This is a genomic window from Brevundimonas balnearis (genome assembly GCF_042434805.1).
Taxonomy (GTDB): Bacteria; Pseudomonadota; Alphaproteobacteria; order Caulobacterales; family Caulobacteraceae; genus Brevundimonas; species Brevundimonas balnearis.
In genome coordinates this window covers 405,742-430,624 of record NZ_JBHLSW010000003.1, presented here as the reverse complement: position 1 = coordinate 430,624, position 24,883 = coordinate 405,742, and the positions used below count along the sequence as shown (strand labels likewise).

Genomic DNA, 24,883 nt, shown 5'->3' with positions numbered 1-24,883 from the left:
CGCATAGCGCCTCGCGGGACCGCGCGCAGCGGTCGCAAGGTCGCAGATGGATCAGGACGCCAGGCGGACCAGCTCGTCGGCCAGGGCGGCGGTGAGGTAGCCGTCCGCGATCCTGCCGTTGGCGGACTGCCAGCGCCGCAGGGCCGCGCGCGTGTTCGAACCGATGACTCCGTCGATCCCCTGGGTGTCGTAGCCCAGCGCCGTCAGCGCCCGCTGCGCGCCGATGCGCTGCTCCCGCGACAGGGGCGCGTCGTCGGGCCAGGTGGCCGTGAGCCCCGGCTTGCCCTGCACGCGGTCGGCGGTCAGGCCGATCGCCAGCGCATAGCTGACCGAGTTGTTGTAGCGCCGGATCACATAATGGTTCGGCAGGGCCAGGAAGGCCGGCCCTCGCGCGCCCTGGGGCAGCAGGATGGTCGCCGGTTCCGCCGCCTCGGCCGCCGTGGGCTCGCCGCCCTGGGCCAGCCGGACGCCCCGCTGGGCCCAGTAGCTCCAGGGATGACGCGGCCCCTCGGCCTCGGCGTAGTCGAAGCCGGACGGCAGGATGACCTCGTAGCCCCAGCTCTGACCCCGCTTCCAGCCCGCGTCGGCCAGCAGATTGGCGGCGGACGCCAGCGCGTCGGCGTCGGAGCCCCAGATATCGACGAAGCCGTCGCCGTTCTGGTCCACGCCCAGCCGCAGATAGTTGTCGGGCATGAACTGGGTCTGGCCCATCGCGCCGGCCCAGCTGCCCTTCAGGCCTTCCCGCGAACGCCGGCCGTCGATGACGATGTCCAGCGCATGCTTCAGCTGGCCCTCGGCCCAGTCGCGGCGGCGACCGTCGTAGGCGAGGGTGGCCAGGGAGCGGATCACATCCATGTCGCCCTGGATCCGGCCGAAAGAGCTTTCCTGGGCCCAGATGGCCACCAGGATCTCGGCCGGCACGCCATACCGCTGGATGACCGGCCAGGGCACGGCGTCGGTGCGCTGACGCGCCTCGGCCACGCGCGCGGCGCTGACGGCGTTCTGCACATAGGCTCCGGCCGGGCGCGAGAACTCGGGCTGGTTGCCGTCCAGTCGGATGACCGTGGGGTCGGGCGTCAACCCGGCCAGCTGGGCCTCATAGGCCGCGCGTCGCGCCCCGCCGTGCCGCGCCAGAAATCCCTGCTTCCAGCCCTCGAAACCGGCGGCGTCCGGCGTCGCGGGCGCCGTCGAAGGCTGGATCGGCGCGGGGGCCGGCTGCGGCGTGGGCTGGGGCGCGGGCGTGAGCGGCGGCGGCTCCGGCAGCATCGGCGCACAGGCGGCGACGGTGGCGATCAATAGAAGGCGAAGGCTGTTGCGCATGACCGCATCCTAAGGCCCATCGGCGTCGGCGCCGACCTCACAGATGCGCGAGAACGGTTGAGCTGGACGCACCGTTGCGCCGACGACGCGAAATCCACCGCCCTCCGTTCCCCAACGGCCGTCGTTAACCTCGAATCTTGTTGGGCCGCTCACGGGGGCGGGCGTATGTCCCAGCGCTCACTCAGCGGCCTGGTGGCGGAGTGGCGACGCGGCGGGGGTGCAACCCCGCACACCCTCCGTTCGACTCGGAGGCCAGGCCTCCATTCCTGTTGCGCTACCGCTCGCCGCGCGGCGGCTCGCTGTTCGAGCGCGGATGTTGGGCTACCGCTCGCGACGCGCTCGCGCGCTGCTTGAACACGGTGTTGACGGCGGAGGCGGGCTTATCTATAGGCACCGCTCCCGCCGCGAGGTCCGCCTCAGCGGCTTTTCTGTTTCGATTTTGAGGCCCCGACGACCATGAAGGTCCGTAGCTCGCTGAAGTCGCTGAAGACCCGCCACCGCGACTGCAAGGTCGTGCGCCGCAAGGGCCGCGTCTACGTCATCAACAAGACCGACCCGCGCTTCAAGGCGAAGCAGGGCTGAGGCTTGTTGGCGAGGCGACCGCTGCCGACGCGGTCGCGCGCTGATTGAGCTCAGAGGTTATCCCAAGGCTGCGGAGATGATCCGCAGCCTTTTGCTTGTCCGGCGTTGAGCGCGGCCGATGGTCGTGGTTAGCGTCGCCCTCCCATTCCATTCCTCAGGTTCCCGCCGTGGCCGACGACGCTTCCTTCGCCAATCCCGATGTCCTGACCGCGTCCGCGCAGGGACGTCTGCGCACGATCGTCGAGCGCCTGGAGCGCCTGGAGGAGGACAAGCAGGCCATCATGGGCGACATGAAGGAGGTCTTCGCCGAGGCCAAGGGCGAGGGCTACGACGTCAAGACGCTGCGCAAGGTGCTGCGCATCCGCAAGCAGGACCGGGCCAAGCGCCAGGAGGAGGAGGCGATCCTCGACCTCTACCTCTCCGCGCTGGGCGAGGCGTGATCGGGCGAAGCCTGATATACCCGGCTGCGTGAAGCGGAAGCCGCCGTCCGACAGCCCTTTCGAAGCCCAGCGCAAGGCGGCCCAACGCGCCGCCCTGAACGCGCTGAAGCGCGCGCGCCGCGCCGCCGATAAGGCCGGCGTCGCCCTGTCCGAATGGGAGGGCGAGTTCCTCGATTCGGTCTCCGATCGCGTGAAGACCCACGGCCGCGCCTTCGCCGATCCGGAAAAAGGCGCGCCGGGTCAGGCGCTCTCGGCCATGCAGGGACGCAAGCTCAAGGAGATCGCGGCCAAGGCCAAGGGCGACGCTCCCAGGCGGCCCTGGGGGCGTCGCTAGTTCCGACTAGAACAAGATCTTGCGGAAGCTCACGCTGATCCGCCGGCCGGTCGAGTCGAGGTAATCCGGCTGATAGTTCAACGGAGTCTCGCCGTCGCTGCTCACCACGCGCTGTTCGCTGTCGAACAGGTTCTGCACGCCGAGCTGGATCCTGCCGCCCCGCAGCCAGGGGAAGCGATCCACCAGCGCCTCCCTCTGATCCAGATTGACGAAGGCGTTGAGGTTCACGGTCGCCCGGTCGTCGAAGAACAGGTCGGGACCCGTCCCGCCGTCCACCTGCGTGCCTTCGCGCCACGACGCGTTCAGGAACATGCCCACACCGTTGCGGAAGACCCCGCCTTGCACCTCGATCTGATGCCGGGGGCTGCCGCCGTTGGCGTCGGTGGCGTCGCCGTCGAGCAGGTCCAAGACGGGCACTCCGGGCGCGATCAGGATTTCGTCGGCCAGACGCCAGGTGTGGAAGACCGAGATGTTGAAGCGGCCCTGGCCGGGCTGCATGCCGCCGCCTCTGCCTCTCCCCCCCGGGCCGCCGCCGGGCCCGCCGAAGCCGGGGCCGCCGCCGAACCGGGGGCCTCCCGGACCGCCCGGCGGCGGACCGCCGAATCCGCCCGGACCGCCCCGCGCCTGGCTCGGGTCCGGGGTCCCGAACGCCCGGGAGAAGTTGAAGCCGGTCCTGAGGTCCTCGCGCTCCACCTCGGCGAAGTTGAGCGGCCGGGCGTCCACCGAGATCAGCACTCCGCTCGCGTCACGCTCGAAGCGGTCGGGCAGGGCGGCCTCGAGCGCGGCGGTGACGGCCGGGAAGCTGTTCACGTCGTTCTCGATGACGGTCCGGGTCCAGGTCGAGGTCAGGCGCAGGTCCTGGTCCTCCAGCGGCTGCCAGTTGACGCCAAGACGGCTGACTCGACGCGACTCGGCCTCGAGATTCGCGTTGCCGCCGGTGATCCGCGTCACCAGCACCGTCTCGCCGGTCGCGAAGTCGAACACCGGCGTGTTGGGCGTCGAGATGACCGGGTCGTTCAGCTGTCCCAGGCTGGGCGCCTCGTTCTCCTCGGACAGCCCGCCGAGGAAGGACAGGCCCTCCATGGGCGACCAGTTCAGATTGAAGCCGAGGCGTTCCAGACCGCCGAAGTCGGACACGTCCTCATAGCCGGCGTTGAGGTTCAGCGAGATGTCGCCCAGCAGGTTCGGCGTCTCCTCGTCCTGCTCGAACAGCGGCACGTCGAGGCTGGCCTGGGCGTTCAGCCGGTCGCGGGACAGCGAGCGCGCCGAGAACACGCCGGAGCGCAGGCTCTCCGAGTCCTGATCCTGCCGTTCCGCGCCGAAGGTGAGGGTCGAGCGGACGTCGCCCGCCGGCAGTTCGAACAGGTCGCCGTTCAACACCACCTCGGCGCTCCACACGCTGTTGATCGAGCTGGCGGTGTCGATCGGCAGGGCGTCGAAGTCACCGGGATCCAGAGGCCCGAACGGCGCTAGGCCCGAACCGCCGGCCGACAGCCGCGCCTGGTAGTCGGCGGCCGAGTAGCCGCGCCCCGTCTCCGTGTCCGTCTCGCTGCGGCTGTAGTCGCCGTTGACCGTCCAGCGCCAGTCGTCGCCCAGAAAGCCGTCCAGGACCACGCCGATCTCGCCCGACAGGCTGTCGCTGCGGGACATCAGGGCCGACGGCGCGTCCAGATAGCGGAACGCCTGGACCGGCGATGAGAACGGCGATCCGCCTTCGCCCGCGGGCACGGTCAGGGTCACGCCGGGCAAGCCGTTGAAGCGCTCCGTCGACCGGTCGGTCAGTTCGCCGCTGAGGGTCGCCTGAATGTCGCGCCCAAAGCCCCGCTTCAGGGTTCCGCTGATCTGAAGCTGCTCCGTCAGCGGTTGCAGGGTCCGGTAAGCGGTCAGGTCGTCCGATCGCGCCGGGCCGTAGGCGGCGGCGAAGTCGGCGAGCGAAGACCCTCCAGCTGGGACCGGCGCCAAGACCGCCGTCTCCCCCACCAGAGCGGAGAGCGCCGGGTCGATCTCGTCGCCGAACGTCGGGGCCGAAACGTTACCGGTCAGGTCGAAGGGAGAGGACCCCGGCTCGCGCACGATGTCGCGCTCGGTTTCGTACAGCGGACTGTCGCGCTCGTACTCGATGTCGAAGGACCAGCGGTTGTCGCCCTGGATGCGGACGACGTCGCTCTCGATCTCATAGCCGCTTCGCCCGCCCTCAGTGGCGCCGCGCAGCTCCACCTCGGCCGTGGTCGAGCGGAAAGGGTCCTTGAGGATGAAGTTCACCACCCGCTGATCAGCGCGATAGCCGAACTGCAGGGCGACCTCCTCGGGCAGCACCTGGACCCGCTGGATGGCCTCGGTCGGGAGTCCCCGGATTTCCCGGAAGCCCGAAATCCTGCGGCCGTTGACCAGGAAAACCGGCGGGCCGCTGCCGCGCGAGCTGCGGGTGACAGGCTCGAGGAACTCGAGCAGTTGGGCGATGTCGGACGCGCCGTAGGCGGCGATCTCCGCCTCGTCGAGCTCGACCTCCGGGGCGATGTCGGTGTCCACCGCGCCGCGCGGCCGCGCGCCCGTGACCACCACCTGCTCCACGGTCGTCACGCCCCCTTGGGGGTCCGCCGACGCCTCCTGAGACGGCGTCTGGGTCAAGAAGAGCGCGGCGGCGCCGTAGAGCGCCGTGGTGGAAAGCAGCATGCGTCGGTCCGATCGCTGGGGAGGCGGTGAGGGGTCGCGGCGCGCTGAACGCGCCTCGGCTCCCTAGAACAACCTTCACACGGCGCAGTTGCGGGAATCCGTCGCAGGACGTCAGCCGGCTTCGCGAATGGCCTCTTCCAGCCCCTGCTCGCGCACCTTGCGATACAGGGTCGAGCGGCCGATCCCCAGGCGCCGCGCGATCTCGGTCATGTGCCCGGCGTAGACCTCGATCGCGTGCTGGATCAGGTCGCGCTCGATGTCCTCCAGCGTGCGCAGGTGTCCACGCTCGTCCAGCACCCGGACCGGCGTGTCGGGCAGGGGCGGCAGCGGCTCCGGCGCGCCGGCGGCCGCTTCGGACGCGGCCTGTTCCGGCATCGGCGCGGCCAGGCCGGACACGGAGGGGAAGTCGTGCGGCTGGAGCCAGGGCGAGTCCGCCAGGATGATCGCGCGATAGACGGCGTTTTCCAGCTGACGGACGTTGCCGGGCCAGTCGAAGGCCTGCAGCATCGTCAGGGTCTCCGGCGCGCAGCCCTGAACCCGCTTGCCTTCCTCCAGATTGAACCGGGCCACGAAGTGCTCGACCAGCGCCGGGATGTCGTCGCGACGTTCGCGCAGGGCCGGAGCTTCGATCGGAAAGACGTTCAGGCGATAGAACAAGTCCTCGCGGAACTGCCCGGCCTTCACCTGATCGGCCAGGTCGCGGTTGGTGGCCGAGACGATGCGCAGATCGACCTTCACCGGCCGCTTGCCGCCGACCGGATCGACCTCGCCCTCCTGGATGGCCCGCAGCAGCTTGACCTGCATGTCCAGGGGCAGCTCGCCGATCTCGTCCAGGAACAGGGTGCCGCCGGACGCCTCGACGAACTTGCCCAGATGCTTCTCCACCGCTCCGGTGAAGGCGCCCTTCTCGTGGCCGAACAGGATCGATTCGATCAGATTGGCCGGCAGGGCGCCGCAGTTGACCGCGACGAACGGCTTGCCGGCGCGGTCCGAGGCGCCGTGCAGGGCGCGCGCGATGACCTCCTTGCCGACTCCGCTCTCGCCGGTGATCAGCACCGGGATGTTCGACCTCGCCGCCCGCTCGCCCAGCGCCTTGACCATCCGCATCGGCGCGGACTTTCCGACCAGATCGTCGAAGGAGGTGCGCCCGGTCGCCCGCTTCTTCAGGCGGCCGACCTCCTGCTCGAAGGCGCCCAGCTGCAGCGCGTTGCGTACGCCCACCAGGATCCGCTCCGGGCTCGCCGGCTTGATGAAGAAGTCCTGGGCCCCGGCCTGCATGGCCTTGACGACCGTGTCGATGCCGCCGTTGGCCGTCAGCACGATGACGGGCGTGGAGACGCCCGCCGCGCGCAGCTCCTTCAGGGTGTCCATCCCCGACAGGCCCGGCATGACGAGGTCCAGCAGGATCAGGTCCGCCGGCGCGCCCGAGGTCTGACGGTCGATGCATTGGCCGCCGTTCTCGGCGTGCGCGACCTGGTAGCCCTCGCGCTCCAGCACCGCCTGCGCCAGCCGGCGCTGCGTCGGATCGTCGTCGACCACCAGGATCGTCTTGGCCATGAGTTTGGTCCCGTGCGGTCGCGAGAGGGCGACCCATTTCGGGACGGTTCTAGGCCCGACGCGGTGAAGATCGGGTCATCGGGCGTGGTGAACGGCGTCTCAACGCCTTGCGGCTATCCGGGTGCGCTCCCATACCTCTCGCCATGAACGCCCCCTTCACGCCGACCGACGCCGACGCCCCGCTGTGGGATCTGTCCGACCTCTACGCCGATCCGACGGACGCCAGAATCCAGAGCGATCTCGACGCGGCCCGGGCGGCGGTCGCGGAGCTGAACGGGCTGCAGGGACAGCTCATCGCCGCTGACGGGGCGGCGCAGCTCTCGGAACGGCTGGACCGGGCGATCGGCCTGTACGAGCGCGCATCCGACCTGCTGGGCGGGATCGGCGCCTACGCCTTCCTCCGGGCCTCGACCGCGCGCGACGATGCGAAGGCGCAAGGGTTCGAGGCCGACCTGCGCCAGAAAATCTCCGACATCGCCACCCCGACCGTCTGGCTGACGCTCGAGATCAATCAACTGGATGACGCCGTCCTCAAGGCCGCGCTCGAGACCGGGCCGGCCGGTCGCTGGGCTCCCTGGCTGCGCCGGGTGCGCCAGATGAAGCCCCACGAGCTGTCGGCCGAGCTCGAGACCTTCATCGCCGAGCAGGCGCCGATCACCGCCCAGTGGCCCCGCCTGTTCGACGAGCAGCTGGCGGCGCTGCGCGCCCGCGTCGGCAAGGAGGAGCTGACGCTCGCCGAGGCGCTGAACCGGCTGTCCGACCCCAAGGCCGAGCGCCGCAAGGCCGCCGCCGAGGGCCTGACCGCGGCCCTCTCGGAGCGCGCGCCGACGCTGGGCCTCGTGCTCAACGTGGTCGCCCAGGAGAAGGCGCTGGAGGACAGGAAGCGCGGCTTCAAGCGGCCCGCCGACAGCCGCCACCTGGCCAATGAGGTCGACGGCGAGGCGGTCGACGCCATGGCCGAAGCGGTGGCCGAGGCCTATCCGCGCCTGTCGCACCGCTACTACGCCGTGAAGGCCCGGCTGATGGGGCTCAGGACCCTGAACCACTGGGACCGCAACGCGCCGCTGGACGCCGCCCCGCCGCGTCAGTTCTCCTGGGATCAGGGCCGGGATCTGGTGCTCGACAGCTTCGCCGACCTGGGGCCGGAGTTCGCTGATCGGGCGAAGGGGTTCTTCGAACGGCCCTGGATCGACGCCCGCGCGCGGCCGGGCAAGCAGTCCGGCGCCTACGCCCACCCGGTCACCGCGAACCGCCACCCCTATGTCTTCCTGAACTGGATGGGCGAGCGGCGGGACGTCCTGACCCTCGCCCACGAACTGGGCCACGGGGTGCACCAGACCCTGGCGGCGGGGCAGGGGACGCTGCTGGCCGACACGCCCCTGACGCTCGCCGAAACCGCCTCGATCTTCGCCGAGGGCCTGACCTTCGACCGCCTCCTCGCCGGCGCCGAAAAGGGCGAGCAACGCGCGCTGCTGGCCGGCCGCATCGAGGACGGACTGAACACGGTGGTGCGTCAGATCGCGTTCCACCGGTTCGAGACCCGCTTCCACGACGAGCGGCTGAAGGGCGAGGTGTCCCGCGAGCGCATCGGCGAGATCTGGCTGCAGGAGATGGGCCTCAGCCTCGGGCCCGCCGTGACCCTGAACCCCGGCTACGAGCACTGGTGGGCCTACGTCAGCCACTTCGTGCACGCGCCCTTCTACGTCTACGCCTACGCCTTCGGGGACCTCCTGGTGTCCGCCCTGATGGAGGCGCGCCGCGCCGATCCGGCCGGGTTCGCGCCGCTGTATCGCGAGCTGCTCGCCGCCGGAGGGACGCGGACCTACGTGGAGGCGCTCAAGCCGTTCGGCCTGAACCCGCGCGGCCCCGCCTTCTGGTCAGCCGGCTGCAAGCGGCTGGAGCGGCTCATCGACCAGTTCGAGAGGCTGGTCTGATCGGGTGCGCCGACCTGACGGCTTGAGCCCTGCCGAACAGGCCCTATAAGGCGGCGTCACAGACTCATCCGGACTGACGACATGGCCGACCACAACGCTCCCGCCGACCACGACGCCGAAGCCTATCAGCGCGGCGCCATGCCCATCGAGGAGCAACAGGCGACGTGGGCCCTGTTCGGCGGCCTGACCAAATGGGGCTCGCTGGCGGTCGCCTGCGCGCTTCTGCTGCTGACGGTGTGGTTCATGCCGCGCGGCGGCGGCTTCATCCCCGGATTCATCGCGGCGGCGGTCCTGGCCGTCGCGGGCTGGTGGTTTCTGCGCGAGAAGCCGCAGGCGCACTGAGCCTTTACGGCCCCTTCAATAACCGCCTAAGCTCCCGACGCTGTCCAGTCGGGAGTCGCCCTTGGCCGTCACCATCGCCGCCACCCGCGAACGCCGCGAAGGCGAGACCCGCTGCGCCGTCACGCCGGAGACGGTGAAGAAGCTGATCGCCCTGGGCGCCGAGGTCCGGGTCGAGGCCGGGACCGGCGCCGGCTCCTCCATTCCCGATCAGGACTACGCCGAGGCGGGCGCGACGGTCGTCGCCGACACCAAGGCGACGCTGTCCGGCGCCGACATCCTGCTGAAGGTGCGCGGCCCCACCGCCCAGGAGACCAGCGCCCTGAAGCCCGGCGCGATCGTCGTCGCCATGCTCGACGCCTGGCGCGAGAAGGAGACGGTCAAGGCGCTGGCCGGCGCGGGCGCCACCGCCTTCGCGATGGAGTTCGTGCCCCGCATCACCCGGGCCCAGGTCATGGACGTGCTGTCGTCCCAGGCGAACCTGGCCGGCTATCGCGCGGTGATCGAGGCGGCCAACGCCTACGGCAAGGGCTTTCCCATGATGATGACGGCGGCGGGCACGGTCGCCGCCGCCAAGGTCTTCGTCATGGGCGCGGGCGTCGCGGGGCTGCAGGCCGTCGCCACCGCCCGGCGTCTCGGCGCCGTGGTCACCGCCACCGACGTCCGTCCCGCGGCCAAGGAACAGGTCGAGAGCCTGGGGGCCAAGTTCATCGCCGTCGAGGACGAGGAGTTCAAGGCCGCCGAGACCTCCGGCGGCTACGCCAAGGAGATGTCCGACGCCTACAAGGCCAAGCAGGCGGAACTCACGGCCTCCCACATCACCAAGCAGGACGTGGTCATCACCACCGCCCTGATCCCGGGCCGCCCGGCGCCCCGCCTGGTCACCGCCGCCCATGTCGCCTCGATGAAGCCCGGCTCGGTCATCGTCGATCTGGCCATCGAGAACGGCGGCAACGTCGAGGGCGCGAAGCTGAACGAGATCGTCACGACGCCGAACGGCGTCACCATCGTCGGCCACGCCAACCTGCCCGGCCGCATCGCCGCCGACGCCTCGGCGCTCTACGCCCGCAATCTGGTCGCCTTCCTGGGCCTGATGATCAAGGACGGGGCGCTGAGCGTGGACCTTGAGGACGAGATCCTGAAGGCCGCCGTCGTGACGCATGGCGGGGCGGTGGTGCATGAGGGGGTGAAGGGATGATAGCCACCTTCCTTGCCCTCCTGATGACGCCCAACCCCCAACCGCTCAGTTGCCTACGCGATGGGGACAGGATTTCCGGCGAGTTCCGGTACGTTGAGTCGCGCCATCCCAACGGCACGAACTTGCGCTACAGTGTCGTGAAGACGCCCGAGTCCGTCTGTGTTGTCTACGAAGGCATGGAGACCGGCGAGCCGCACGTTGCGTCGGGTAGTTGGGTACAAGTGAGCTGGTCAGCAGAGCAAATCGGAAGTCAGCCCTATCCGGGGGATCTGGTGGTGGTGGCTGGCAGGTGTTTCGAGCCACACACTGCTTGGCATCTCGGCGACATTGTATGCATCGATGTTCAGCCCATCAGCCGCGAACCGATGTAAGGCCTCGCCCATGGACCAAGTCGACCCCACCGCCTTCTGCCCATCGACTCCCCTTCCCCTCGAGGGGGAAGGGGTTGGGGGATGGGGTGGAGTCACCGGCGGCTCCATCGAGCCGCCGAAGACTCGGTCGGAGTCTCCTGGGAACGCATCCAAACGCCCTGCCTCCACCCCCTCCCAACCCTCCCCCCTCGAGGGGGAGGGCTTGCTCACTTCTAGGTTCGCGCGGACGCCAAAGATCAAGTCGGGCGGCGTCAAGCGTACCCGGCGCTTACGCGCCGAGCCCACCCTGGCTGAGGCCCGTCTCTGGGAGCATCTGCGGCTGTTCGAGGTCCGCTTCCGCCGCGAAGCCCCCATCGGGCCGTACGTCGTCGATTTTGCCTGCCATCGGGCGCGCCTGATCATCGAAGTGGACGGAGGCGTTCACGCGCGCGAGGACGTCGCCCTCAGGGACTATGAACGTCAGTTCTGGTTGGAAGGGCAGGGCTATCGCGTCCTGCGTTTCACCAACGACCAGGTTCTGCTCCAGCCGGAAATCGTGCTGGACACGATCCGATCCGCCCACCCGCTTCTCAGCGAGCGTACCTGACCATGGAACACGTCGATCCCACCGTCTTCCGCCTGGCGATCTTCGTGCTGGCCATCTTCGTCGGCTACTACGTCGTCTGGTCGGTGACGCCTGCGCTGCACACGCCGCTGATGGCGGTGACCAACGCCATCTCCTCGGTGATCATCGTCGGCGGTCTGATCGCCGCGGCCGCGGTGGCCGGTCAGGCCGAGGGGCCCAACGCCTGGATCGCCAAGGGGGCGGGCGTCGCGGCGGTGGCCCTGGCGTCGGTGAACATCTTCGGCGGCTTCATGGTCACCCGCCGCATGCTGGCCATGTACCGGAAGAAGGAACGTCCGGCGGGGGCCGCGCGGCATTGACCACCGACCCGGTCAGCCTGGCCGTCGGGGCCGCCTGGACCGCCACGGCGGTGGGGCTGGCGCTGTGGGTGTGGAGCTGGTTCGGCGAGAAATGCCCGGTCCAGCGGATCAGGTACCGGGACTGCGGCGTGGTCCTGGTGTTCGCCGCGGTGATGATCCGGGTGTTCTTCCCGGCGCGCGCCCTGACCGCCTTCGACTGGCTGGTCCTGGCGCTCGGCCCGATCTTCATCGGCGCGGCCATCTGGCGTCTGGGGCGCACGGCGGGGGGAGCGGAGCGATGAGCGATGCGCCTCTGCTGGACCGCGTGCTCGAGGTCGTGCGCAGCCATCAACCGTTCGCACGCGAAAAGGGATTGCGGCTCGTGGGGGTTGTCGGATCGGTCGCCAGGGGTGAGTCGAGACCCGACAGCGACATCGACGTGGTCTACGACGTCGTGGGGCAGCCGAGCTACTTCGACGTGGCGGCCGTTGCGGCGGCGCTGGAGGATGCCTTGGACCGCCGAGTGGACATGGTCGGCCGACGCGCCATCAGACCGGATCGCTGGGCCTTCATGGGGCGTGATCTGGTCACCGTATGATGGAGGAGCTCGCTCGAATCCGTCTGAACGACATGATCGAGTATGCGACCAAGGCCGTCGATATGCTCGGCGATCGGACGCCTGATCAGCTCCGGAGCGACGACATCCGGCTTCTCGCCGTAACGCGGGCTGTCCAGATCGTGGGCGAGGCCGCCCGAAAGGTGCCGCCTTCCGTTCAGGCGAAGGCGCCGTCCATCGCTTGGCGCTTGTCGGTCGGCATGCGCAACATCCTCGTGCACGACTATGGCGATGTCGACGTCGGGCTGCTCGTAGCCACCATCCGCAATGACTTTCCGCCATTGATCGCGGCCCTTGAACGCCTCCTGGGGGAGCAGGACACATGAACGCATCCATCGCCGCCCTGGCCTATCTGGTCGCGGGCGTCCTGTTCATCCTGTCGCTGCGCGGGCTCTCCAGTCCCGAGACCAGTCGCCGGGGCAATACGCTCGGCATGGTCGGCATGGCGCTGGCGGTGCTGGTCACTCTGCTGACCCTGTGGACCTCCGGCGCGCTCGACCTGTTCACCGCCGCCCTGATCCTCGGCGGCGTGGTCGTCGGCGGCGGGGCCGGCGCGATCATCGCCGGGCGCGTGCAGATGACCCAGATGCCCCAGCTGGTGGCCGCCTTCCACAGCCTGGTCGGCATGGCGGCGTGCCTGGTCGCCATCGGCGCGGTCTATGCGCCGGTCGCATTCGGCATCGGCGACGGGGCGGGGGGGATAAAGGCGCTGTCTGTGGTTGAGCTGAGCCTCGGCGTCGCCATCGGCGCCATCACCTTCACCGGCTCGGTCATCGCCTTCGCCAAGCTGAACGGCAACATGAGCGGCGCGCCGATCCTGTTGCCCGCCCGGCACCTGATCAACATCGGCCTGGCGCTGGCCCTGATCTTCCTGATCGGGATCATGATCGGCTCGGGCGGCACCGCGACCTGGGCCTTCTGGGGCGTGTTCGTCATCGCGCTCGTCCTGGGCGCGACCCTGATCATCCCCATCGGCGGGGCCGACATGCCCGTCGTGGTGTCGATGCTGAACAGCTATTCCGGCTGGGCGGCGGCGGCGCTGGGCTTCACGCTGGAGAACATCGCCCTGATCATCACCGGGGCCCTGGTCGGCAGCTCTGGCGCGATCCTGTCCTACATCATGTGCAAGGGCATGAACCGCAGCTTCGTCTCGGTCATCCTGGGCGGCTTCGGCGGCGATGCGGGGCCGGCCGGCGAGGGCCGGGTCGAGACGCGGCCGGTCAAGCAGGGCTCGGCCGACGACGCCGCCTTCATCATGAAGAACGCCTCCAAGGTCATCATCGTGCCCGGCTACGGCATGGCGGTCGCCCAGGCCCAGCATGCGCTGCGCGAAATGGCTGACAAGCTGAAGGAGGAGGGCGTCGAGGTGAAATACGCCATCCATCCCGTCGCCGGCCGCATGCCCGGCCACATGAACGTGCTGCTCGCCGAGGCCAACGTCCCCTACGACGAGGTGTTCGAGCTGGAGGACATCAACTCCGAGTTCGCCTCCGCCGACGTCGCCTTCGTCATCGGCGCCAACGACGTGACCAATCCCGCCGCCAAGACCGACCCGACCAGCGCCATCTACGGCATGCCGATCCTCGACGTGGAGAAGGCCGGCACGGTCCTGTTCGTCAAGCGCGGCATGGCGGCGGGCTATGCGGGGGTCGAGAACGAGCTCTTCTTCCGCGACAACACCATGATGCTCTTCGCCGACGCCAAGAAGATGGTCGAGGGGATCGTGAAGGAGCTTTAGCGGCAGAGGCCGAGCGCCGCGATTCCGCGCCTTTGTGGGACGCGCGTCGAGGTCGGGCCGGTCGCGTTCGCCTCGCCGTGACGCCATGCGAACGATGCGGCCGACGTCGGCCTAGCTTTTGCCCTCGGCTCCCGTCTAAACGAGGAGCCCACCGAACACGGACCTGTCCTGATGCGCCTGTCGCGCTATTTCCTGCCCACGCTCAAAGAGGCGCCCTCCGACGCCCAGATCGTCTCGCACCAGCTGATGCTGCGCGCCGGCCTGATCCGGCAGGAGGCGGCCGGCATCTACGCCTGGCTGCCGCTGGGCCTTCGGGTGCTGAAGAAGATCGAGCAGATCGTGCGCGAGGAGCAGGTGAGGGCGGGGGCCGTCGAGCTGTTGATGCCGACGCTGCAGCTGGCCGACCTGTGGCGCGAGTCGGGCCGCTACGACGCCTACGGCCCCGAGATGCTACGCATCACCGATCGTCACGAGCGCGAGCTGCTGTACGGCCCCACCAACGAGGAGATGATCACCGACATCTTCCGGGCCTATGTGAAGAGCTACAAGCAGTTGCCGCTGAACCTCTTCCACATCCAGTGGAAGTTCCGCGACGAGCGCCGCCCCCGCTTCGGCGTCATGCGCGGGCGCGAGTTCCTGATGAAGGACGCCTATTCCTTCGACTTGGACGAGGCCGGCGCGCGGCGGGCCTACAACCGCATGTTCGTGGCCTATCTGAACACCTTCGCCCGCATGGGTCTGAAGGCCGTGCCGATGCGCGCCGACACCGGCCCGATCGGCGGCGACCTGAGCCACGAGTTCATCGTGCTCGCAGACACCGGAGAGAGCCAGGTCTTCTGTGATCGGAAGCTGGTGGAGATGCCCGCGCCGGGCGCGGACGTGGACTGGAACGACCTGCAATCAATCGTTGATGAGCGAACCTCGCTCTACGCGGCGACCGAGGAGATGCATGACGCCTCGGCCTTCGAGGCCCAGACGGCTGAGGCCGACCGCCTGACCGCGCGCGGCATCGAGGTGGGCCACATCTTCTATTTCGGCACCAAATACTCCGCGCCGATGAAGGCGAAGGTCGCGGGCCCCGACGGGGCCGACACCGAGGTGCACATGGGCAGCTACGGCGTCGGCGTGTCGCGCCTGCTCGGCGCCATCATCGAGGCCAGCCACGACGCCTCGGGCATCATCTGGCCGGACGCGGTCGCGCCCTTCGACGTCCAGCTGATCAGCCTGCGGCCCGACGCGCCGGACGTGGCCGCCGCCTGCGAGCAGGCGCTGTCGCGGCTGGAGGCGGCGGGCAAGGCGGTGCTCTACGACGACACCGACGAGCGGCCGGGCGGCAAGTTCGCCACCGCCGACCTGATCGGCACGCCGTGGCAGCTGACCATCGGGCCGAAGGGCCTGGCCGACGGCGTGGTGGAGCTGAAGCGCCGCGCGACCGGCGAGAAACTCTCGCTGTCGCTGGACGAAGCCGTCGCGAGGCTGGTGGGATGAATAACGCTCAGACACCCCTTCTCCCCCCGGGGGAGAAGGTGGGCCGCAGCGCGGCTCGGATGAGGGGGCGGGTTCAGCTCGCAAGATGCTTGACGATGAGCGAGGGGCCCACAGCCCCCTCATCCGTCGTGCTCCGCATGCCACCTTCTCCCCCAAGGGGAGAAGGAGCGTGGTCATGAAGCCCGCCGGGCCGTTTTCCGCCTGGGAGCTGGGGCTGGCGTTCCGCTACCTGCGCGCCAAGCGCAAGGAGGGCGGCGTCGCCCTGATCGCCATCATCAGCTTCGTCGGCATCATGCTCGCGGTCGCGGTGCTGATCAGCGTGATGAGCATCATGGGCGGCTTCCGCGCCGAGCTGCTGGGGCGGATCCTGGATTTCAACGGCCACATGTACGTCCAGGGCGAGGTGCTGAACGCTCAGGACCGCGACCGGACGCTGGCGCGTATCCGCGCCGTGCCCGGCGTGGCCGAGGCGATCCCCCTGGTCGAGAACCAGACCGCCATCCGCGCCCGGGGGCAGGTGCTGGGCGCGATCGTGCGCGGCACGACGCCCGAGGACCTGCGCGCGCTGGAGTTCGTGCAGGAGACCGTCACGCCCGAGGCGATCCGGTCGTTCGGCGAGGGCGAGTACGGCGGCGACGGCGTGATCATCGGCCAGGCCCTCGCCGACACCCTCGGCATCCGGGTGGGCGACCCCCTGACCATCTACTCCCTGACCGGCAGCGGCTCGGCTCTGGGCACGCTCGGCCCGCTGGAGAAGACCTACATCGTCACCGGCACCTTCCAGGCGGGCATGGCCGACTACGACCGCGCCTTCATCTTCATGCCGCTGGAGCAGGCGCAGATCTTCTTCGGCAAGGACGGCCTGTGGGATGTCATCGAGATCAAGGTCGACGATCCCGACCGCGTCTCCGACATCATTCCCGGGGTTCGTCGGGCGGCCGGTCCGCGCGCCGTGATCACCGACTGGCGCGACCGCTCCGCCGCCTTCTGGGAGGCGCTGAAGGTCGAGCGCGTGGCCATGAGCATCATCCTCAGCCTGGTCGTCGCCATCGCCGCCATGAACATCATCTCCGGCATCGTCATGCTGGTGAAGAACAAGGGCCGCGACATCGCCATCCTGCGCACCATCGGGGCCGGACAGTCGGCGATCCTCAGGGTCTTCTTCGTCGCCGGCGCCGCCATCGGCATCGGCGGCACCATCGCGGGCGTGATCCTGGGCCTGCTGTTCTGCTGGAACATCGGCTCGATCCAGGCGGCGATCGAGGCGATCACGGGCGCCAGCGTGTTCAACTCCGAGGTCTATCTGCTGCCGCGCGTGCCGGCGCTGGTCGATCCGGTGGACGTGGCCTGGGTCGTGTTCTGGTCGCTTCTGATGTCCTGCGTCGCCAGCCTGCCGCCGTCCTGGCGGGCCAGCCGCCTCGATCCGGTGGAGGCGCTGCGTTATGAGTGATCGTACCCCCGTCCTGTCGCTGCGCGACGTCAGCCGCACCTATCCGACCGCCCAGGGCGGGCTGACGGTGCTGAAGGGCGTGAACCTGGACATCCATCCGGGCGAGGTGGTCGGCCTGATCGGGCCGTCGGGCTCGGGCAAGTCGTCGCTGCTGCACGCCGCCGGGCTTCTGGAGCATCCGACGTCCGGCGAGATCGCCATCGAGGGCGAGGCCGTCGGCGCCCTGCCGGAACGGGCCCGCACCCGCATCCGCCTGGCCAAGGTCGGCTTCGTCTATCAGTTCCACCACCTGCTGCCGGAGTTCGACGCGCGCGACAACGTCGCCCTGCCGATGCGGATCGCCGGCGTGCCCGAGCGCGAGGCGCGCGAGCGGGCCGAAGCCCTGCTGGCGACGCTCGGCCTGAAGGATCGGGCGCTGCACCAGCCGGCCCAGATGTCGGGCGGGGAGCAGCAGCGCGTGGCTCTGGCCCGCGCGCTCGCCAACCGGCCGCGCCTGCTGCTCGCCGACGAACCCACCGGCAACCTGGACCCGACCACCAGCCAGACGGTGTTCGAAGCCCTCCAGGCCGTGGTCAAGGACACCGGCGTCGCCGCCCTGATCGCCACCCACAACATGGAGCTGGCCGGCCACATGGACCGGGTCTTCGCCTTGAAGGAAGGGCACCTGGAGGAACGCCCGGCGGAGGGGCGGGCTTATTGATATCCAAAAAGCGGACTGTCCCCCTCTAGAGCTTGACCGGAACAAAAAGCCAACATAGAACATTCCCGGAACAAGCGCTGGGAGCGGTCTGATGCGTGGCTGGGTGCGGGATCTGATGTCGCTGGCGTCGTGCGGCGGCTTCGTTTGGGTGGTGTGGCAGGCGGCGCTGCTGGCGACGGCGGCGTAGACGGTCGGCGAGGGCTTCGACCGAATCCACCCCGCCATCCTCTGGCTTGACCCGAGGATCGGAGGTCGAGGGCGAAGATCGGTGTGGGCTTGGGCTTTGGCTGTCGGGCCGTCTTCGCTGGACGTGCGGCGGACAGTCCGACCCTCGGGTCGAGCCAGAGGGGGGCGGTTGTTGAGGCAGGGAGCCTCAAGGTCCTCGGCACTGCCTACTGCCTACTGCCTACTGCCTACTGGCTACCCCCTCCCATTCATCCACAACTCGCTGACCCTCGCGGCTGGCCCCCGAATCGTCCGCGCGCGATAGGGTTCGTATCGGCGAGATCGCCGCGGGTGCGTGAAGGACGTCGATGGCCGAGGGTTTCGTCCACTTGCGGGTGCGCAGCGCCTATTCGCTGCTGGAGGGCGCGATCAAGGCGGGCAAGATCGGTCGTCTGGCGGCCGACGCGGGCATGCCGGCGGTGGGCGTGGCGGACCGGGCCAACCTGTGCGGGGCGCTGGAGTTCAGTCAGGCGGCGCGGGACGCGGGCGTCCAGCCCATCATCGCCTGCGCGCTTCCGGTCACCGGCATCGGCGGCCGGATCGAGGCCCGCTGGGCGCGCATCCCCACCATCTGCCTGATCGTCCAGAACGAGACCGGCTGGCTGAATCTGTCGGCCCTGTCGACCGCCGCCTACATGGCCGCCGACGAGACCGGCGAGCCGGGCGTGGACTGGGCCGAGGTCGCGGCTCATGCCGAGGGCCTGCTGCTGCTGTCCGGCGGTCCCGACGGGCCGATCGATCCGCTCTACGCCCAGGGCAAGGCCGCCGAGGGCGACCGCGCGCTCGCCGCCATGCACGCGGCCTTCGGCGACCGCCTCTATGTCGAGCTGCAACGCCACGGCCGGCCGGAGGAGGGGGCGGCGGAGAAAGGGCTGGTCGCCTTCGCCTACGCGCACGACGTGCCGCTGGTCGCCACCAACGACGTCCACTACGCCAGGGCCGAACAGGCCCGAAGCCACGACGCCCTGCTGTGCATCGCCGACGGCGCCTTCATCGGCCAGGACGATCGCCGCCGCGTCACCGAGCAGCACTGGTTCAAGGGCGCCGAGGAGATGCGCCGCCTGTTCGCGGACCTGCCCGAGGCTTGCGACACCACGCTGGACATCGCCCGCCGCACCGCCTTCATGGTGGAGACGCGCAAGCCCATCCTGCCGCGCTTCGATACCGGCGCGGGCCGCTCGGAGGGCGAGGAGCTGCTGCACCAGGCCCGCGAGGGGCTAAAGGCGCGGCTGGAGCAGGTCGAGCCGGTGGCCCCGGCCGAAACCTACTTCGAACGGCTGGAGTGGGAGGTCGGGATCATCCAGCAGATGGGGTTCCCCGGCTACTTCCTGATCGTGTCGGACTTCATCAAATGGGCCAAGCTGAACGGCATTCCGGTGGGGCCGGGGCGGGGCTCCGGCGCCGGCTCGGTGGTGGCCTGGGCGCTGACCATCACCGACCTGGATCCGCTTCGCTTCGGCCTGCTGTTCGAGCGGTTCCTGAACCCGGAGCGGGTGTCGATGCCCGACTTCGACGTGGACTTCTGCCAGGAGCGGCGCGAGGAGGTGATCGCCTACGTCCAGCAGCGCTACGGCAAGGACCGGGTGGCCCAGATCATCACCTTCGGCACCCTTCAGGCGCGCGCGGTGCTGCGCGACGTCGGTCGGGTGCTGCAGATGCCGCTGGGTCAGGTCGACCGCCTCGCCAAGATGGTGCCGGCCAACCCGGCCAATCCGGTGACCCTGGCCCAGGCCATCGAGATCGAGCCGCGTCTGAAGGAGGCCCGCGACGCCGAGGCCTCGGTGGCGAACCTGTTGTCCACCGCGCTCGAGTTGGAGGGGCTTTACCGCAACGCCTCGACCCACGCGGCGGGCGTCGTCATCGGCGACCGGCCGCTGGTCGAACTGTGCCCGCTCTACAAGGACCCGCGCTCGGAGCTGCCGGCCACCCAGTTCAACATGAAGTGGGTCGAGCCCGCCGGCCTGGTGAAGTTCGACTTCCTGGGCCTGAAGACCCTGACGGTGCTGGACCGCGCGCGCCAGTATCTGGAGCGCCGGGGCATGGCCCCCGACTGGAACGCCCTGCCGCTGACCGACCCGCGCACCTATGAGCTGATGGCGTCGGGCCAGACCGTCGGGGTGTTCCAGCTGGAATCCCAGGGCATGCGCGACACCCTGAGGAAGATGCGCTGCGGCTCCATCGAGGAGATCACCGCGCTGATCTCGCTCTATCGCCCCGGCCCGATGGAGATGATCGACACCTACATCGACCGGAAGTTCGGCCGGGCGGAGATCGACTATCTGCACCCCAGCCTGACCGAGGTGCTGAAGGAGACCTACGGCGTCATCATCTACCAGGAGCAGGTGATGCAGATCGCCCAGATCCTGGCGGGCTACAGCCTGGGCGAGGCCGACCTGCTGCGTCGCGCCATGGGCAAGAAGAAGAAGGAGGAGATGGACGTCCAGCGGGCCCGCTTCATCAAGGGCGCGTCCGAGAAGGGCGTGCCGGAGGCGCAGTCCGGCGGCATCTTTGATCTGGTGGCCAAGTTCGCGGGCTACGGCTTCAACAAGTCCCACGCCGCGGCCTATGCGCTGATCAGCTTCCAGACCGGCTGGCTGAAGGCCAATCACTCGGTCGAGTTCATGGCCGCGTCAATGAGCCTGGACCTGTCCAACACCGACAAGCTGGCGGTCTTCTACCAGGACGCGCGCCGCTTCGGGGTGAAGGTGGTGGCGCCGGACGTGAACCGGTCGTCGGCCGACTTCGACGTGGCCTATGACGAGGCGGGCGAGGGCGCGGTGCTCTATGCGCTGGGCGCGATCCGCAACGTGGGTCTGGAGGCCATGCGCCACGTGGTGGAGGTGCGCCAGGCGGGCGGGCCGTTCGCCGACATCTTCGACTTCCTGGAGCGGGTCGATCCGCGCGCGGTCAACAAGCGGGCGCTGGAGAACCTGGCCCGCGCCGGGGCCTTCGACTCGATCCATCCAAACCGGCGCCAGCTGGTGGAGCAGGCCGACGTCCTGATGGCCTATTGCCAGAGCGTGGCGGCGGAACGGGCCTCCTCCCAGGTCAGCCTTTTCGGCGCCGATCAGGCGCACGCCGCGCGGCCGCGCCTGAAGAGCACCGAGCCCTGGGTCGGCCCCGAGCGGCTGGACCAGGAGCTGGCGGCGGTCGGCTTCTACCTGTCGGGCCACCCGCTGGAGGACCTGGAGGGACAGCTGCGCAGGAAGCGCGTGACCTTCGTCGCCGAGGCCATCGCGCGGGCGGAGCAGGGCCACGAGGCCTTCCAGATGGCGGGGGTGATCCGCCGCAAGCAGGAGCGCACCAGCGCGCGCACCGGCGAGAAGTTCGCCTTCGTGGCCTTCTCCGACCCGACCGGCGAGTTCGAGTGCCTGTTCACCCCGGACTCGCTGCGCCGCTGCCGCGACCTGCTGGAGCCCGGCGCCTCGGTGCTGGTGAAGGTGCGCGCCAAGGCGGCGGACGGGGAGGTGCGCTTCTTCGGCGACGAGGTCTCGCGGCTCGACGCGGTGCTGGACGACGCCGGCGCGGGGCTGCGGGTGCATCTGTCGGCGCGCGGGGCGGACCCCGCCTCGATCAAGGCGCGGCTGGACCGGGCGATCGCGCCGGGCAAGGGCGGGACGATCTCCCTGGTCGCCTCGCTGGACGGCCGGCGCGAGGTGGAGCTCACCCTGCCGGGCCGCTACCGGCTCGATGCGGCGCTCAGGGGCGCGCTGAAGTCGGCCCCGGGCGTGCTGATGCTCGAGGACGCCTGAACCGGGAACCTTGGCGGGACGTCGCGGTTGTCGCGGCGAGTTTCACCACGGGAGACCTGACATGACCCGACTGCTGCTGGCCGCCTCGGCCTCGGCCCTTCTGCTCGCCGCCTGCGGCGACAACGACGCCAACCAGAACCCGGTCGACGCGGTGCAGGACGCCGCCGCCGCCCCCGTCGGCCAGACCTCGGCCGCGACGATGGGCGCGAACAGCGTCGGGGCCTATGTCTCCAATGCCGCGGAGGGCGACATGTACGAGATCCAGGCCGCCGAGATCGCGCTGGAGCGCAGCCAAAACCCGCAGATCCGCGAGCTGGCCACCATGATCCGCACCGACCACACCCAGGCGGCCGAGGCCATGAGGGGCATCGTCCCGCAGGCGGCGCCGGACGCGCGGATTCCGACCGAGCTGGACGAGCGCCGCCAGGGCCTGCTCGACAATCTGCGCTCGGCTTCGGCCGAGGCGTTCGACAGCGTCTACATCGACCAGCAGGTCGCCGCCCACCAGGAAGCGGTCACCCTGCACGAGGGTTTCTCCGACAACACGGACGCGCCCCAACTGGCCGAGCACGCCCGCATGGTGCTGCCGAAGATCCGGGCGCACCTGCAACAGGCCCAGGCGCTCGACGAGTAGAGCGACGGGCGATCAGGCTGACGGCGGCGGCGCCGCCGTCAGCAGGCGCTGGTACGAGTCCACGAGGCTCGAATAGGTCGGCACGAAGATGACCGCGCTGGAGCCGCCGCTGGCGACCGGCGCCTTGATCTCGAAATGCAGGTGGATGGTCGTGGCGTTCCCGCCGAAGGCGTCCGACACCTGGCCCAGCCGCTGGCCTCGGGACACCCGCTGACCCTCGTCGATCAGCGCGTTCACCCCGGCCGGATCCATGTGCAGATAGCGGTAGATGCGCCCGGAATCCCCGGCGATGAACACCGAGTACGAGCCGATCGAGGTGACGACCCCGCTCTCGGCGGCGACGACCCAGTGCACCTTCTTCACACAGGTCGCGGGGCGGATGTCCTGGCCCTGGTGCCCCTGGCCGGCGGGGCACATGGTGTTGGTCCAGGACCGGGTCTCACAGAAGTTGTCGCGCCAGGGATAGGCGTAGTTGCGCGCGTCGCACTGGCCGCCCGGGCCCGGCGCAGCATAGCCGCCGTAGCCGTAGACCTGGGAGTTGGCGTAGGCCGGGGCCGCCTCCATCGGAAACCGCATGCCCGGCGCCCAAAGGGTCGCATCGGTCGCGCCGGTTCCCGAGCCGGGGTGCAACGCGCCGGCCGGCTCGTGAGGCCATGTGACGGGCTCAGGCTCCGGCTCGGGCTCCGGCTCGGGTTGAGGCGGGGCGGGCGCGTCCGGCTCCGGCGTCTCGGGGGCGGGGGCCGGCGCGGGACCGGTCCCCGAACAGCCGCCGGGAGCGCAGGCCGAGAGCAGCAGACAGGCGGCGAGCACGGGCCAGCGCATCAGCCGCCCCCGCCGATCAGCTCCAGCCCGGCGGCGAAGCGGATCGCCGCCGCCTCGTCGCAATCGGGCGGCCCCTGGGCGTCGCACACGAAGGTGACGTTGTAGGCCGCGCCGAACCGGCTGAAGGCGACGTCGACGCCATACTCCGTCCGCTCGGCGATGATGGTCTCGAGCCCTCGGGCGCGGGCCTGGGCCAGAGCCTGAGCCTGGGCCTCTGCGCGGGCGGCGGTCGTCCTCTGCGGGGCGCGCGCCGCGACCGGGGCCTGAGCGGTCGCGCCGGGCCGCACGGGGTCGGCGGGGCGGAAGGCGCGGGTCGTCCCATAGATCTCGACGATCCGGCCGGGCGGCCGGACCACGAGCGTATAGTGGGTGTCGGCGGGATAGAACCGCGCCGTCTGCAACAGGCCGGGATCGGCGGGCGCCAGGACCGGCACGTTCGAGGACGCGGCCTGGTCGAGCACCACGCCGACCTGGGGCAGATTGGCCGAGACGCCGCGCAGCCGCGCGATGAAGGGGTTTTGCCGCGCCTGGTCGAGTGCGGCGGCCTCGGCCCTGTCGGGCTGTAGGTCGAAGGGCGTCGCGGCCGGTCCGAGGGGCGCCGGGGCCTGGGACGACGCCAGGCCGGCGATGGCCGAGGCCGCGATCACCGCGGCTCCCAGGATCCTGGATCTGCGCAAGGCGATCATGGCGGCTCCCCCGAGCGGAAGTCGCACGATAACACCGTTACCTCTCGACGGCCACGGCGGACTTGCGTTTGGCGGGGGTTTCGCCTATCTGCCCGGCGCACTTCACACGCAGGCGTGGCGCGTGCCGGGAGACATCCGGTTCGCTCCGTTCCGAGGGTTTCGACCTTTACAGCGCCTGCGGCGGATTGATCGGAAAAAGGACCGTACGCAGATGGCTCTGCCTGAATTCTCCATGCGCACCCTGCTCGAAGCGGGCGCCCACTTCGGCCACCAGACGCACCGCTGGAACCCGAAGATGGAGCGTTACATCTTCGGCTCGCGCTCGAACATCCACATCATCGACCTGTCGCAGACGATGCCGCTGATGCATCAGGCGCTGGTCGCCGTGCGCGACGTGGCCGCCAAGGGCGGTCGCGTGCTGTTCGTCGGCACCAAGCGCCAGGCCGCCGACCCGGTCGCCGAGGCGGCCAAGCGCTGCGCTCAGTACTACATGAACAACCGCTGGCTCGGCGGCACCCTGACCAACTGGAAGACCGTGTCCGGTTCGATCCAGCGTCTGCGCGAGCTGGACCAGGTGCTCGAGTCGGGCGGCGAGGGCCGTCAGAAGCGCGAACTGCTCAGCCTGCAGCGCGAGCGTGACAAGCTGGAAGCCTCGCTCGGCGGCATCAAGGACATGGGCGGCATCCCCGACATCATGTTCGTGATCGACACCAACAAAGAAGCGATCGCGATTCAGGAAGCCCGCAAGCTGAACATCCCGATCGTGGCCATCCTGGACACCAACTGCGATCCGGACGGCATCACCTATCCGATCCCGGGCAACGACGACGCCGCCCGCGCCATCCAGACCTACTGCGACCTGATCGCCGACGCGGTGCTGGACGGTCTCGCCGCCGGCGCCTCGGCCCAGGGCATCGACCTGGGCGCGTCGGAGGCGCCGGTCGAGCCGGCGCTGCGTGAGCCCGCTCCGGTCGCTGCCGAAGCTGCGCCGGCCGGGACCGAAGGCGCCGCCGAGGAGCTGCTGGCCAGCGAGAATCCGTCGGCCGACACCGAGGCCCTGGACGCCGTCGCGACCGAGGAAGCCACCGGCTGAGCCTTCGCCTGATCCGAGGCGAAACCGA

23 protein-coding genes are annotated in these 24,883 nt (G+C 69.7%); 18 read left to right on the top strand and 5 right to left on the bottom strand.

The window, feature by feature from the left end; all coding sequences use genetic code 11:
• Window positions 1-51: 51 nt before the first annotated feature.
• Window positions 52-1,320 carry a lytic murein transglycosylase gene (locus ACFFGE_RS03215; protein WP_376834230.1) on the bottom strand — a complete coding sequence of 423 codons (1,269 nt, stop codon included), beginning with the start codon at window positions 1,318-1,320 and terminating at the stop codon, window positions 52-54.
• A 456-nt stretch (window positions 1,321-1,776) separates the two neighbouring features.
• On the opposite strand from ACFFGE_RS03215, the gene ykgO reads away from it, so the two are divergent.
• From ykgO to ACFFGE_RS03200, 3 genes are all read left to right on the top strand, one after another.
• The gene (ykgO, locus tag ACFFGE_RS03210; RefSeq protein ID WP_031448545.1) at window positions 1,777-1,902 is read left to right on the top strand and encodes a type B 50S ribosomal protein L36; all 126 of its coding nucleotides are present in this window, start codon (window positions 1,777-1,779) and stop codon (window positions 1,900-1,902) included.
• A gap of 167 nt (window positions 1,903-2,069) precedes the next feature.
• Window positions 2,070-2,342, top strand: a complete 273-nt coding sequence (gapR, locus tag ACFFGE_RS03205) for a nucleoid-associated protein GapR (RefSeq protein ID WP_376834228.1) — start codon at window positions 2,070-2,072, stop codon at window positions 2,340-2,342.
• Between the two features lie 28 nt (window positions 2,343-2,370).
• On the top strand, window positions 2,371-2,676 hold the full coding sequence (locus ACFFGE_RS03200) for a hypothetical protein (protein WP_376834226.1): 306 nt from the start codon (window positions 2,371-2,373) through the stop codon (window positions 2,674-2,676).
• 6 nt (window positions 2,677-2,682) lie between these two features.
• On the opposite strand, the gene ACFFGE_RS03195 is transcribed toward ACFFGE_RS03200, so the two are convergent.
• The gene (locus ACFFGE_RS03195; protein WP_376834224.1) at window positions 2,683-5,349 is read right to left on the bottom strand and encodes a TonB-dependent receptor; all 2,667 of its coding nucleotides are present in this window, start codon (window positions 5,347-5,349) and stop codon (window positions 2,683-2,685) included.
• A 111-nt stretch (window positions 5,350-5,460) separates the two neighbouring features.
• Complete coding sequence (locus tag ACFFGE_RS03190) at window positions 5,461-6,906, bottom strand: sigma-54-dependent transcriptional regulator (protein ID WP_376834222.1); 1,446 nt, start codon at window positions 6,904-6,906, stop codon at window positions 5,461-5,463.
• Between the two features lie 143 nt (window positions 6,907-7,049).
• Here ACFFGE_RS03190 and ACFFGE_RS03185 point away from each other — a divergent pair, with 143 nt between their 5' ends.
• The 14 genes from ACFFGE_RS03185 to ACFFGE_RS03120 all read left to right on the top strand — a co-directional run bounded on the left by ACFFGE_RS03185 (window position 7,050) and on the right by ACFFGE_RS03120 (window position 22,254).
• Window positions 7,050-8,840 carry a M3 family oligoendopeptidase gene (locus tag ACFFGE_RS03185; protein WP_376834220.1) on the top strand — a complete coding sequence of 597 codons (1,791 nt, stop codon included), beginning with the start codon at window positions 7,050-7,052 and terminating at the stop codon, window positions 8,838-8,840.
• Between the two features lie 81 nt (window positions 8,841-8,921).
• The gene (locus ACFFGE_RS03180) at window positions 8,922-9,182 is read left to right on the top strand and encodes an aa3-type cytochrome c oxidase subunit IV (RefSeq protein ID WP_376834218.1); all 261 of its coding nucleotides are present in this window, start codon (window positions 8,922-8,924) and stop codon (window positions 9,180-9,182) included.
• A 61-nt stretch (window positions 9,183-9,243) separates the two neighbouring features.
• Window positions 9,244-10,377: a Re/Si-specific NAD(P)(+) transhydrogenase subunit alpha gene (locus ACFFGE_RS03175; protein ID WP_376834216.1), complete on the top strand. Its 1,134-nt coding sequence runs from the start codon at window positions 9,244-9,246 to the stop codon at window positions 10,375-10,377.
• A 381-nt stretch (window positions 10,378-10,758) separates the two neighbouring features.
• Window positions 10,759-11,334 carry an endonuclease domain-containing protein gene (locus tag ACFFGE_RS03170; RefSeq protein WP_376834214.1) on the top strand — a complete coding sequence of 192 codons (576 nt, stop codon included), beginning with the start codon at window positions 10,759-10,761 and terminating at the stop codon, window positions 11,332-11,334.
• 2 nt (window positions 11,335-11,336) lie between these two features.
• On the top strand, window positions 11,337-11,672 hold the full coding sequence (locus ACFFGE_RS03165; RefSeq protein ID WP_376834212.1) for a proton-translocating transhydrogenase family protein: 336 nt from the start codon (window positions 11,337-11,339) through the stop codon (window positions 11,670-11,672).
• Entirely contained in the window at window positions 11,669-11,953 is a 285-nt protein-coding gene (locus ACFFGE_RS03160) for a hypothetical protein (RefSeq protein WP_376834210.1), read from the top strand. The genes ACFFGE_RS03165 and ACFFGE_RS03160 overlap by 4 nt, the downstream gene beginning before the upstream one ends.
• Window positions 11,950-12,249: a nucleotidyltransferase family protein gene (locus ACFFGE_RS03155; protein WP_376834208.1), complete on the top strand. Its 300-nt coding sequence runs from the start codon at window positions 11,950-11,952 to the stop codon at window positions 12,247-12,249. Before ACFFGE_RS03160 ends, ACFFGE_RS03155 begins: the two co-directional genes overlap by 4 nt.
• The gene (locus ACFFGE_RS03150) at window positions 12,246-12,593 is read left to right on the top strand and encodes a HepT-like ribonuclease domain-containing protein (RefSeq protein ID WP_376834206.1); all 348 of its coding nucleotides are present in this window, start codon (window positions 12,246-12,248) and stop codon (window positions 12,591-12,593) included. Before ACFFGE_RS03155 ends, ACFFGE_RS03150 begins: the two co-directional genes overlap by 4 nt.
• Window positions 12,590-14,005, top strand: coding sequence for an NAD(P)(+) transhydrogenase (Re/Si-specific) subunit beta (locus ACFFGE_RS03145; RefSeq protein WP_376834204.1), 1,416 nt, complete (start codon window positions 12,590-12,592; stop codon window positions 14,003-14,005). The genes ACFFGE_RS03150 and ACFFGE_RS03145 overlap by 4 nt, the downstream gene beginning before the upstream one ends.
• A gap of 171 nt (window positions 14,006-14,176) precedes the next feature.
• Window positions 14,177-15,493 carry a proline--tRNA ligase gene (proS, locus tag ACFFGE_RS03140; protein ID WP_376834202.1) on the top strand — a complete coding sequence of 439 codons (1,317 nt, stop codon included), beginning with the start codon at window positions 14,177-14,179 and terminating at the stop codon, window positions 15,491-15,493.
• A 175-nt stretch (window positions 15,494-15,668) separates the two neighbouring features.
• Window positions 15,669-16,943, top strand: coding sequence for a lipoprotein-releasing ABC transporter permease subunit (locus tag ACFFGE_RS03135; protein WP_376834200.1), 1,275 nt, complete (start codon window positions 15,669-15,671; stop codon window positions 16,941-16,943).
• Window positions 16,936-17,643, top strand: coding sequence for an ABC transporter ATP-binding protein (locus tag ACFFGE_RS03130; protein WP_376834198.1), 708 nt, complete (start codon window positions 16,936-16,938; stop codon window positions 17,641-17,643). Before ACFFGE_RS03135 ends, ACFFGE_RS03130 begins: the two co-directional genes overlap by 8 nt.
• Window positions 17,644-18,176: 533 nt before the next feature.
• Entirely contained in the window at window positions 18,177-21,620 is a 3,444-nt protein-coding gene (gene dnaE / locus ACFFGE_RS03125) for a DNA polymerase III subunit alpha (protein WP_376834196.1), read from the top strand.
• A gap of 61 nt (window positions 21,621-21,681) precedes the next feature.
• Window positions 21,682-22,254, top strand: a complete 573-nt coding sequence (locus ACFFGE_RS03120; protein WP_376834194.1) for a DUF4142 domain-containing protein — start codon at window positions 21,682-21,684, stop codon at window positions 22,252-22,254.
• Window positions 22,255-22,266: 12 nt separating this feature from the next.
• On the opposite strand, the gene ACFFGE_RS03115 is transcribed toward ACFFGE_RS03120, so the two are convergent.
• Both ACFFGE_RS03115 and ACFFGE_RS03110 read right to left on the bottom strand, forming a co-directional pair.
• Window positions 22,267-23,076, bottom strand: coding sequence for a M23 family metallopeptidase (locus ACFFGE_RS03115; RefSeq protein ID WP_376834192.1), 810 nt, complete (start codon window positions 23,074-23,076; stop codon window positions 22,267-22,269).
• Window positions 23,076-23,762 carry a hypothetical protein gene (locus ACFFGE_RS03110; protein ID WP_376834188.1) on the bottom strand — a complete coding sequence of 229 codons (687 nt, stop codon included), beginning with the start codon at window positions 23,760-23,762 and terminating at the stop codon, window positions 23,076-23,078. The genes ACFFGE_RS03115 and ACFFGE_RS03110 overlap by 1 nt, the downstream gene beginning before the upstream one ends.
• Window positions 23,763-23,973: 211 nt before the next feature.
• On the opposite strand from ACFFGE_RS03110, the gene rpsB reads away from it, so the two are divergent.
• Window positions 23,974-24,855: a 30S ribosomal protein S2 gene (gene rpsB / locus ACFFGE_RS03105; RefSeq protein WP_376834186.1), complete on the top strand. Its 882-nt coding sequence runs from the start codon at window positions 23,974-23,976 to the stop codon at window positions 24,853-24,855.
• Window positions 24,856-24,883: the final 28 nt, after the last annotated feature.